The organism is Agromyces sp. GQ35 (genome assembly GCF_059758475.1).
The window spans coordinates 2,562,888-2,572,925 of record NZ_JCAXEO010000001.1 but is presented as its reverse complement, the minus strand read 5'-3'; the positions used below and the strand labels follow the sequence as shown (position 1 = coordinate 2,572,925).

At 67.4% G+C, this 10,038-nt stretch carries 9 protein-coding genes and 1 tRNA gene; 2 read left to right on the top strand and 8 right to left on the bottom strand.

All coding sequences use genetic code 11. The features are described 5' to 3' along the window. From AC6CH0_RS11915 to AC6CH0_RS11890, 6 genes are all read right to left on the bottom strand, one after another. Nucleotides 1–1,419: Ig-like domain-containing protein (locus AC6CH0_RS11915; protein WP_498100966.1), on the bottom strand; the 1,419-nt coding region annotated here is incomplete at its 3' end. Nucleotides 1,420–1,543: 124 nt separating this feature from the next. After that, nucleotides 1,544–2,260 carry a hypothetical protein gene (locus tag AC6CH0_RS11910; RefSeq protein ID WP_498100964.1) on the bottom strand — a complete coding sequence of 239 codons (717 nt, stop codon included), beginning with the start codon at nucleotides 2,258–2,260 and terminating at the stop codon, nucleotides 1,544–1,546. After that, the gene (locus tag AC6CH0_RS11905; RefSeq protein WP_498100962.1) at nucleotides 2,257–3,990 is read right to left on the bottom strand and encodes a serine/threonine-protein kinase; all 1,734 of its coding nucleotides are present in this window, start codon (nucleotides 3,988–3,990) and stop codon (nucleotides 2,257–2,259) included. Before AC6CH0_RS11905 ends, AC6CH0_RS11910 begins: the two co-directional genes overlap by 4 nt. Beyond that, nucleotides 3,990–5,153, bottom strand: coding sequence for an FHA domain-containing protein (locus AC6CH0_RS11900; protein WP_498100960.1), 1,164 nt, complete (start codon nucleotides 5,151–5,153; stop codon nucleotides 3,990–3,992). Before AC6CH0_RS11900 ends, AC6CH0_RS11905 begins: the two co-directional genes overlap by 1 nt. Beyond that, nucleotides 5,134–6,027 (bottom strand): PP2C family protein-serine/threonine phosphatase, encoded by an 894-nt coding sequence (locus tag AC6CH0_RS11895; protein WP_498100958.1) that lies wholly within the window; start codon nucleotides 6,025–6,027, stop codon nucleotides 5,134–5,136. The genes AC6CH0_RS11900 and AC6CH0_RS11895 overlap by 20 nt, the downstream gene beginning before the upstream one ends. Nucleotides 6,028–6,137: 110 nt before the next feature. Beyond that, entirely contained in the window at nucleotides 6,138–7,175 is a 1,038-nt protein-coding gene (locus AC6CH0_RS11890; protein ID WP_498100956.1) for a TerC family protein, read from the bottom strand. Nucleotides 7,176–7,387: 212 nt separating this feature from the next. Between AC6CH0_RS11890 and AC6CH0_RS11885 the strand changes: the two genes are divergently transcribed. Then, nucleotides 7,388–8,104 carry a TIGR00645 family protein gene (locus tag AC6CH0_RS11885; RefSeq protein ID WP_498100954.1) on the top strand — a complete coding sequence of 239 codons (717 nt, stop codon included), beginning with the start codon at nucleotides 7,388–7,390 and terminating at the stop codon, nucleotides 8,102–8,104. A gap of 141 nt (nucleotides 8,105–8,245) precedes the next feature. Here AC6CH0_RS11885 and AC6CH0_RS11880 read toward each other — a convergent pair. Further along, nucleotides 8,246–8,318: transfer RNA gene (locus AC6CH0_RS11880), tRNA-Glu, on the bottom strand. A gap of 99 nt (nucleotides 8,319–8,417) precedes the next feature. Continuing rightward, nucleotides 8,418–9,320: a diacylglycerol/lipid kinase family protein gene (locus AC6CH0_RS11875; RefSeq protein ID WP_498100952.1), complete on the bottom strand. Its 903-nt coding sequence runs from the start codon at nucleotides 9,318–9,320 to the stop codon at nucleotides 8,418–8,420. Between the two features lie 60 nt (nucleotides 9,321–9,380). Here AC6CH0_RS11875 and AC6CH0_RS11870 point away from each other — a divergent pair, with 60 nt between their 5' ends. Further along, entirely contained in the window at nucleotides 9,381–10,016 is a 636-nt protein-coding gene (locus tag AC6CH0_RS11870) for an MBL fold metallo-hydrolase (protein ID WP_498100950.1), read from the top strand. Nucleotides 10,017–10,038: the final 22 nt, after the last annotated feature.

The following is a 10,038-nucleotide window of genomic DNA, read 5'->3' as shown; positions in this document are numbered from 1 at the left end:
CCGACCGTCATCAGCCGTGTACTGGAACGACACCGTGCCCGCAGCATCCGGAGCCGGCGTGAACTGCAACGCCCGACCACCATCGATCACTTCGAGCCGACCCGACTCCGCCGCGATCTCACTCACATTCGTCACCGTCAGCACGTCGCCGTCGGGGTCGGTGTCGTTCTCGAGCACCTCGAGCAACGTCGTACGACTCGGCCGCACCCCGAACGTGTCATCCCGCGCCGTCGGCGGCCGGTTCGTCTCACTCCGCTCGGCAAGGGTGTCCTCGAACGTCTGCTGCGACGCCTTCTCATCACCCTCTTCGGCGTCGGTCTCATCAGGCGGCGTGACCTCGTCCCAGTTGTCGACCAACCGCAGGTTCGAATCCACGAGCCAGACGTTGCCGTTCGACAGATTGTTGAGCGCGATCACGTTGCGGTTCACCCGGAACTCCAGCCGCGAACCCCTCGTCGACTGCTCGATCGTCTGCGCCGACGGCTCACCGTCATCACACGCATTCACATACCGACCGAACGCCGCCCACGCCCCATGCGCACACCCGTCGAGCCACACAGGACTCGACACCTCATCAGGCGACGTCGTGGGAGTCTCGATGTCGGCCGGCATCATCTCGATGTCGCCACCGCCCAACGGCACCTGCATCAGGCCGTCACCAGTCGCCAACAGCACCGAATCGTTCTCAGCACCAACCTGCTGCAACTTCAACGCGTTCTCGGGCAACTCCCGCACCGACCGGTCGACGATGAGCGAGTTCCGCTCCGTATCGAGGATCACCGGCTCATCACCGACGACGGTCAGCCGATGTTCACCGATCGACGGCAGCTCGCTCGACTCCGGGTCTGTACCGGGCGACTCGATGCGCGTGAGCCGATCGTCTTTCGCCGAACTCGCGTAGACCACCCCGTCTTTCGACACCGCGACCTGGGCACCCTCGCCGAGCTTGGCCGTCGGCTTCGTGTCGGCGGGATTCAGCTGCAGCTCACCGGCGGCATCGGTGACCCAGAGTTCACCCTTGGGGGAAAGAATGGCGAGTACGTCTCCGCCGTGCGCGACGTCGGAACCGGGGGGCACCGCGACGCCCTGGCCCAGGGTCGTGAACGCGGGATCGATGCGCTCGATCGAGCCGACGCTCTCGTCGTAAAGGAAGACATCGTCGCCGTCCTGCAACACGTCGAACGCGTTCGACGCAGTGTTGACTGCCGCGTTGAGCTCCTCGATCTGGCGATTCAAGCGACCGGCGAGCAACTCCTTGCCGTTCGTGACCCAGACCTCACGTGCCTCGAGATCGACATCGGTCACCGGGAAACCCTGATGCATCACCGCGAACGTCAACGGAACACCAGCGAGCAGCGTGATCGCGACAGTCGATGCAGCAGCCTTGCGCGTGCGCACCCACGACGTGAAGGTACCCAAACCGCCACTCCCTGACCTTGGTCGACCCGTGATCGGCACCGAGCGTCTGGCCCCACACCGGGGTACACGGTAACACGGAGAATCCGACCCGCCGCATGGGGAGGACTGCCCCGTGGCGAGGTCGTCAGTCGTCGGTCGGGCGCTCGGGCGCTCGGTTCGCCGCGTCGAGCAATGCGAGGTCGTCGACCGTGACGAGGCGGGTCGCGACGGCGTACTCGACGAGACGCGCACGGCGATTCGTGGCCAGCTTGCCGCGACCACCGCGCAGGCCGTCGACGCCGATGCGGTCGAGCTTCTCGCACACGTTGTCGAGCTTGCGGTTGAAGGTCGTCATGCTCCACCCGAGGCGCCCCGCCGCCTCGGCCGAACTCGGCACGATCGCACGACCGCCGGCCGGCTGCGACAGCACGTTCTCGGCGAGCGAGACGACGAGCAGCCGCTGACTCGAGGTGAGCGTCACCGGCAGGATCGTGGTGCCGCCGTCGGCCGACGACGCTGTGAGCGAGGTGTTGTAGAAGTCCTCTTCGGCGTGCACGGTGAAGTCGTAGGTCGTCGCGCCGGCGCTGAACATCACATGCACGGTCTGGAAGACGAGCGGCAGCTTCGCCCCGGGTGCAAGCCAAGCCTGCACGCTGCCCGTCGCGTCGGAGATCGTCGCCGACAGGATCTGGCCGACGTTCGAGAGCCACCAGAGGCCGAACTCCGAAGAAAGCGTGAGGAACGTTCGGTGCAGGTACGGGTTGTCATCGATCGTGAGGTCGGATTCTCGCCCGATCGTGAACGGCGCTCCGACATCGACGGTGTACGACTCCCCGCAGTACTCGACGCGAAGCGGCCTCACGGAGTGCACCCCGTGGCCGGATCGGAGACCTTGCTGCCCCGCTGCACCTGCACATCGATGCAGGTGCGCACGCCGGAAGCGACACCCTCGACGGTGATCGTCGTTCCCTCGGAGATCTGCGGGTCGCCGGATCCGTCGGACAGCGTCCACCGGTAGCGATCGCCCTCTTCCCCGTCGCTGTGCGAGACCTGGAAAGCGACGCTCGTGCCATCGGCGCTCGCAACGCCGGTCGAGACGACCGGCTTCGGGATCGACTCGACCACCGCATTCTCACCGCCCGCTCGATCGGTCTCGACGACGGGCGGCGCGCTGAGCGTGCCCGACATCGCGATCGAGACCCCGATCACCGCGGCGACGACGACACCCGCGGTGATGCCGATGATGAGGCCGAGGCGGCTGCGGCGCTGCACCTGCGAATCAGCGGCCGTCGTCGAGTCGCTGGTCGGCAACGCCTGGCGGGCGGGCCGCATGATCGTCGAGTCGCTCGTGACTGCGTCGAAGCCTGGCGCAGCGGATGCCTCGTCGGCGTGACCGACCACGGGGCCGGGCATCGCAGTGGCGGCGCGACCCCGTACCACGGTGCCGTCGTCGAGCACCGAGGCGGCAGCCGGCGCTTGCGCGTTGATCTGCTGCGGCGACCGTGCACGCGTCGCATCGTCACCATCGCCGGTCGGCATCGGTGTCGGTGCCGGCGTCGGTGTCGGTGTCACCGTCGGCGCAACAGGGCGCGGCGCCTGGGCATCGACCGTGCGCACCGAACGCGCTCGCGTTGCATCGTCGCCATCGGGCTCGCTCTCGTCGCGCGCGCTGGCGAGGTTCGGCACCTCGATCGACGTTGCGGCATAGCCGAGCTCGAGTTCGATGCGCTGGAGCGCGCGAGCGAACTCGACCGCGCTCGGGTAGCGGTCTTCACGTCGCGGCGACATGCCCTTGGCGAGCACCGCCGTCAGGCTGCGCGGCACGTCGGCACGATCGATCGGAGTGATCGCGCCGCGTTCGATGCGGCCGATGAGATCGAGCGATCCGTTCGAGCGACCGGCGATCTCGAACGGCGTGCGTCCGGCGACGAGCGTGTGCACCGTGGCCGCGAGGGAGAAGACATCACTACGGGTGTCGGGCTTCGGTTCGTCTTCGAACATCTCGGGCGGCGACCACGGAACGCTCATGCCGACCGCCGATTGGCCCGATCCCGTGGCAGATGAGCCGGTGGTCGCCGTCACCGTGTGCACGGGCAATTCGCCCTCGAGGTTCGACGAGATGCCGAAGTCGGTCAGGGCCGGCCAGCCGTAGTCATTGGTCAGCACGTTCGCCGGTTTGATGTCGCGGTGCAGGATGCCTGCGGCGTGCGCCGTGGCGATCGCACCTGCGAGCCGCACACCGGTGCGCAGTGCGTCATCGATCGGGAGCGGCTGTCGCTTGTAGCGTTCGGCGAGACTCGGCCCGGAGCAGTACTCCATGACGAAGTACGGACGCCCGTCGCCAGAGACGTCGGCGTGGAAGATCGTCACGATGAACGGATGCGCCGACAGCTGCGCCATGAGGTTGGCTTCAGCGACGAACTGCGCCTTGGTGTCGCGCCCCAGCCCTTCGGCGAGCAGCACCTTCACGGCCACCTTGCGCCGTGGCAGCTTCTGCTCGTAGAGGAAGACATCAGCGAAGCCGCCCGATCCGAGCAACCCGAGCGGGGCGTAGCCCGAGAGCTCGGGCGGCGTGGACGGGGCTCGGCGCATCAGCCGTCCACCACCTGGATGGTCCAGCCGCCGCCGAGATCGACGACCGTGCCGGTGAGCACGGGTGTCGGCTCGCCGGAGCGCAGCTTCACCGGGGCCTTGCCGGGAGCGACCACATGGGTGCCGTTGCGCGAATGCAGATCGGTGATGACGACCGTGTCGCCTTCGAGGGCGAGTCGCACGTGGCTGCGGGAGATGTCGGGGTCGCCGAGACCGATCGTGATCAGGCGCGGGATGCGGCCGCCGGACACCTTGCTGACGCTCGGCGCCCTGCCGAGCACGAGTTCGTGCCCGATCGGCTCGAGGGTTCCGTCGGGCATCCTGATGCTCGCGGGCGCGTGTGCTGCAGGTGCCGCCGGCGTGCCCTCGGCCGGCGTCGCCACCGCGCCGCGTGCGGCGCGCTCCTCGCGAAGGCGACGGATGTCGACGCTCGCGACCGTCATGCCGTCGTGGTCACCGTCGACTTCCTGAACCGGGGCGACCGGTTCGAATGCCGCCGCCGATCCGGCGACCGTCTCTTCGTCGGGCACCATGGTGAGCTCGGACGCCGTGACGAGGGGCGGCGTGACGGTGGCTGCGACCGGTGCCGGTGCCGCAGGCTGCGGATCAGGTACCGGGGCGGGAGCAGGGAAGGGAGCAGGAGCAGGCGCGACGATCGGCGCGGGAGGCGGCACCGGAGAGGCGTCGGATGCCGAGTCGACAGCTGCGTCCGGCAGCCGACGTGCGATCGGCTCGACGCCCTCGGAGACGACCGAACGCACCGGCACCACGGCTTCGATGACGGGCAGCGGCCCGGACCCGTCTTCGAGCTCGCTCCCGACGACGACCTCGATGGCCGCCGCTCCGTCGAGCACCCGTTCGACCCAGCTGGACACACCGGCGTCGTGGATCTCGTCGGACGCTGAGCGCACGGTGATGGGCCCCCGCACGACGACTCGAGCAGAACCGGATTCCTCGTCGCGCACGACGAGCGCGAAGGGCGGCGTCGCGGCGAGGCCCTTGGCGGTGAGGCGATCGAGCACGAGCGACGTCGGATCACCCGCATCGAACTCGGGCCAGAGTGCTGAGAGTTCGCCGGTCGCCTCTGCAGGGACGACGAGGATCACCCCACCGCGAACAGCCGCGAACCACGCGCCCTCAGGATCATGCCGGTACGTCGCCATTTCCGCCTCCCGCGGTTCGCGGCCGCGTGTCTTCGGCCGCTCTCGAAAGTCTGCCGCGCCGATCGCGCGTCGTCTCGTCGTCGTCGTCATCGGAGCCGAGTACCGACTCGACGACGATCGCCGTCACGTTGTCTCTGCCTCCGTGGGCGAGTGCAGTGTCGACGAGTTCGCCGGCCAGGCCGGCCGCGTGGCCGGAATCCCCGGCGAGGATGTGCGCGATGGACTGGTCATCGACCTCTTTGGAGAGGCCGTCACTGCACACCAGGAACACCTGCCGCCCTGCCGCGGGGATCAGCCACACATCGGGATCGACGAACTCGTCGGCACCGAGTGCCCTCGTGATGACGTTGCGTTCGGGATGCCGCTCCGCGTCTTCGGCCTGGATGAGGCCGGCATCGACGAGCTCCTGCACGGCCGAGTGATCGACGCTCAGCTGCTCGAGGGTTCGGCCGTCCCACGCATAGACGCGCGAGTCGCCGATGTTGAAGACCATCCAGTGGAAGCCCGCCCCGTCGCCGGCATCGACGAGCGCGACGCCGCAGAGGGTGGTGCCTGCCACCGCTGTGCCCTCTTCTCCGGCTTCACTCAGTGCTCGCACTGCTTCGTTGGAGCTGTGGATCGCGTCGAGGACCTGCTCGGGAGACGACGGCACGCCGAACTCGAGATGGCGCGAGAACGTCTCGATGACGGCCTGGCTCGCGGCGTCACCGCGCGCGTGCCCGCCCATTCCATCGGCGACGAGGTAGATCGGCGCCTCGGCCAGGAACGAGTCCTCGTTGACGCTGCGCACACGCCCGACATCCGTTCGCGCACTGTGCGCGATGAGCGCGGCGCCGCGCGTCAGGGCGACGACGCCCTCGCCATCACCTGACACGGTTCTCCTCGTTCGACTGGGGAAGCGGGTGGCGACCATGACGGTGCGTCTGGTCGCCGACCCTCCACGCTAGCAACTCCGGCGCCGTCACGATGACGTTGTGGAGAGAATCAGCGTCCGTCGGTGTGCGAGTCCTCGGTGAAGTGGGGCACCTCGTCCATGAGTTTGTTTCCGCGAGACTTCGCGTCGAGGCGAGCCTTGACGAGGCTCGCGATCGTTGCAACCGCCATGGCCGCGAGGATCACGCCGAGCGACATCCAGGTCGAGATCTCTGGCGCCCACTCGATGTGCTCGCCCCCGTTGATGAACGGCAGCTCGTTGACGTGCATCGCGTGCAGCACGAGCTTGACCCCGATGAAGGCGAGGATGAACGCGATGCCGTACTTGAGGTACTCGAGGCGTTCGAGCAGGCCGCCGAGCAGGAAGTACAGCTGGCGCAGGCCCATGAGCGCGAACACGTTCGCAGTGAAGACGATGAACGGGCTCTGCGTGATACCGAAGATCGCCGGGATCGAGTCGAGTGCGAACAGCAGGTCGGTCGTGCCGATCGCGACGAAGACGATGAGCATCGGCGTGAAGAACCGCTTGCCGTCGATGACCGTGCGGAGCTTGACGCCGTCGTACACGTCGGTGATCGCGACCCGCCGACGGAGGATTCGCACGACGAAGGTGTCGCTGTCGTCGTCTTCGTGGCTGTCGCGCACCTGCTGGATCGCGGTCCAGACGAGCCACGCGCCGAAGATGTAGAAGATCCACGAGAAGTTCTCGATGAGCGAGGCACCGAGCAGGATGAAGATGCCGCGCAGCACGAGGGCGATGATGATGCCCACCATGAGCACCTCCTGCTGCAGCTTCCGCGGCACCGAGAACTTCGCCATGATGATGACGAACACGAAGAGGTTGTCGATGGAGAGGCTGTACTCCGTCAGCCATCCGGCGAGGAACTGGCCACCGTGCTCCGCATCGCCGAGCACGAACATGAGGCCCGCGAAGATGAGCGCCAGTACGACGTAGAACGCCACCCAGAGCGACGACTCCTTGACCGAGGGCACGTGAGGCCGCTTCAGCACGAGCAAGAGATCGCCGACGAGGATCAGCGTGAGAACGACGAGGGATCCGACTTCGAACCAGATGGGCAGATCGAGCAAGGTTGTGCCTTTCGGACGTACAGGGGACGGCGGAATCCGAAAGTCTCTCCCCCTGTCGCGTTCGCAGGTCCCACGCCCGGAGCGGCGACAACGGCGCTCGTACTGACGATCGTGGGTCGAGGCCTGGCCTCGCGGGATACTCCCCTTCGCTCCGGCGAGTCTAGTCGAAACGAGTGCACCGTAGACTCGAACCCCCGATCCGAGGAGAGACCTTGAGCGCCACGAAGACGCCACCGCCCGCATCGACCACGCAGCGCCGATACCGCAGAACACCGGGCTCGGCCCTCGTCGGGTACGCGATCTTCGCCAGCCGGTGGTTGCAGGCGCCGCTCTACCTCGGACTGATCGTCGCCCAGGCGATCTACGTCGTCGTGTTCGTGGTCGAACTCTGGCATCTCGCCGAGGAGGTCGTCACCGACATCAGCCACCTCGACGAAGCGACGATCATGCTCGCCGTCCTGGGACTCATCGACGTCGTCATGATCGCGAACCTGCTCATCATGGTGATCATCGGCGGCTACGAGACCTTCGTCTCGCGGATCAACATCGACGGCCACCCCGACCAGCCCGAGTGGCTGTCGCACGTGAACGCGAACGTGCTGAAGGTCAAGCTCGCGATGGCCATCATCGGCATCTCGTCGATCCACCTGCTCAAGACCTTCATCGAGGTCGGCGACCTCGGCAGCACGCACGACGCCGAAAACCTGACTGGCGCCACATACACGAGCGAGGGAGTGATGTGGCAGGTCATCATCCACTCGGTCTTCATCCTCTCGGCACTCGCGCTCGCCTGGATCGACCGGATGTCGTACCACAAGGTCGGCCCGCACGAGGTGCACGACGGCGTCGCCGTGCCCTATCCCGACGCGCGACCCGGGCTCGGCACCCCGACCGCACCGGACCTCATCGACACCGAACTCCGTCGCTGACCGACGCAGCGGTGCGACATCGAGCGGATGTCGCACCGCAGCGTCGAACGGATCGCGGCGCCTCTCGGCGCACTCGGCCGGAAACGCCGAATGCCCTCGCAGAAGCGAGGGCATTCGAATGGTTGTCACATGTCACATACGTGACCCCAGCGGGATTTGAACCCGCGCTGCCGCCGTGAGAGGGCGGTGTCCTAGGCCGCTAAACGATGGGGCCGAATTGACAACTTGAAGAGTATGACACAGCTTCGGGGCCGCCGCAAAATCGGCGCCGCAGCGACATCCGCCGGATCGCAGGGCGCGCTGGCGCGAGGAATCAGACGAACACGGACAGTGCCCGCGGCGCGATCTCGACCTCGATCGGCAGCGGTCCGATGCGCTCTCCGTCGGCGTACGCGACGATGTCGTCGGCTTCGATACGCACCTCGCGCGCCGGGACGAACTCGACCGCCGGATGGCCGGAGTGCCGGCCGGCGAAGACCTTCGGAAACACGCGGATGAGTCGCGCCCGCGACAGCGGATGCACGATGAACACGTCGAGCAGGCCATCGGCGAGGTCGGCGTGCGGCACGATGCGCATGCCGCCGCCGAGCGATGGGGTGTTGGCGACGGAGACGAGCATCGCCCGCTGCTCCCGCCGCACCCCGTCGATCGTGATCACGTAGCGGCGAGGGCGGAAGGTGACGAGTTCGCGCACCATGGCGAGCGTGTACCGACTCGCTCCCCTGGGTCGGGTCATCCGATTCGCGCGCTCGTTGACGATGGCGTCGAAGCCGGTCGAGACGACGCAGGCGAACCAGGTGCGCAGCTCTCCGTGCCGGATGATCCCTGCGTCGATCGGCCGCGCCGGCCTGCGCAGCGCTGCCACGAGCGTTTCGGTCGCCGCAGTCGGATCGTCGTGGGGCAAGCCGAGACTCCGCGCGAAATCGTTCCCGGTGCCGGCGGCCACGATACCGAGCGGCACACCGGTACCCGCGAGCAGGTTCACGCCGAGCGAGACCATGCCATCGCCACCGACGACCACGACGCCATCGGTGCCGAGTACGAGAGCCGATTCGACTTCGCGGCGCAACAGCTCGAAGTTCGCCTCGCGGAGTACGGACACCTCGTAGCCCTCGAGCATCAGCCGCTCCGCCACCGCGGGCCCGACGGCGCGATTCCGTCCGAACGAGGCGGCCGGATTGATCGCGACGAGGAGCCGCCTGGGAGCGCTGGACATGGGGAGATTCTGGCAGTCCGCCGGGTTGCGCGCCGACGCCGCGCGGTGTTGGCTCGACGCATGCGCCTCACGAAACTCGAACACGCCGCATTCGTCGTCGAGCACTCCGGCGACAAGCTCTACGTCGACCCGGGCAAGTTCACGACGCCCATCACCGAGTCGGCCGGCGCGGTCGCCGTCGTGATCACGCACCAGCACGACGACCACTGGACCCCTGAGCAACTCGCCCGCATCGTCGATGCGGACCCCGGCGTTCGCATCTTCGGGCCTGCAGGCGTGGCCGCGGCGGCAGCCGACTTCCCAGTCGAAACGGTTGCAGCCGGCGACGAGGTCGAGGTCGGGCCGTTCCGACTGCGATTCTTCGGCGGCCGGCACGCCGTCATCCATCCGTCGATTCCGGTCATCGACAACCTCGGAGTGCTTGTGAACGACGCGCTCTTCTACGGCGGCGACGCCTTCACCGTGCCCGGAGTGCCCGTCGATGTGCTCGCCGCGCCGGCAGGAGCGCCGTGGATGAAGATCAGCGAAGCGATGGACTATGTCGTCGAGGTCGGCCCGAAGCGAGTGTTCCCGACGCACGAGATGGTGCTCTCGCGCGCGGGAAAGGCGCTCTCCGACGCTCGGCTCGGGTGGGCGACCGAGCAGGGTGACGGTGAGTATCTTGCGCTCGAACCCGGCGATACGCTGGACTTCTGAGCGAGTTGCTGCCGTGCGAGAC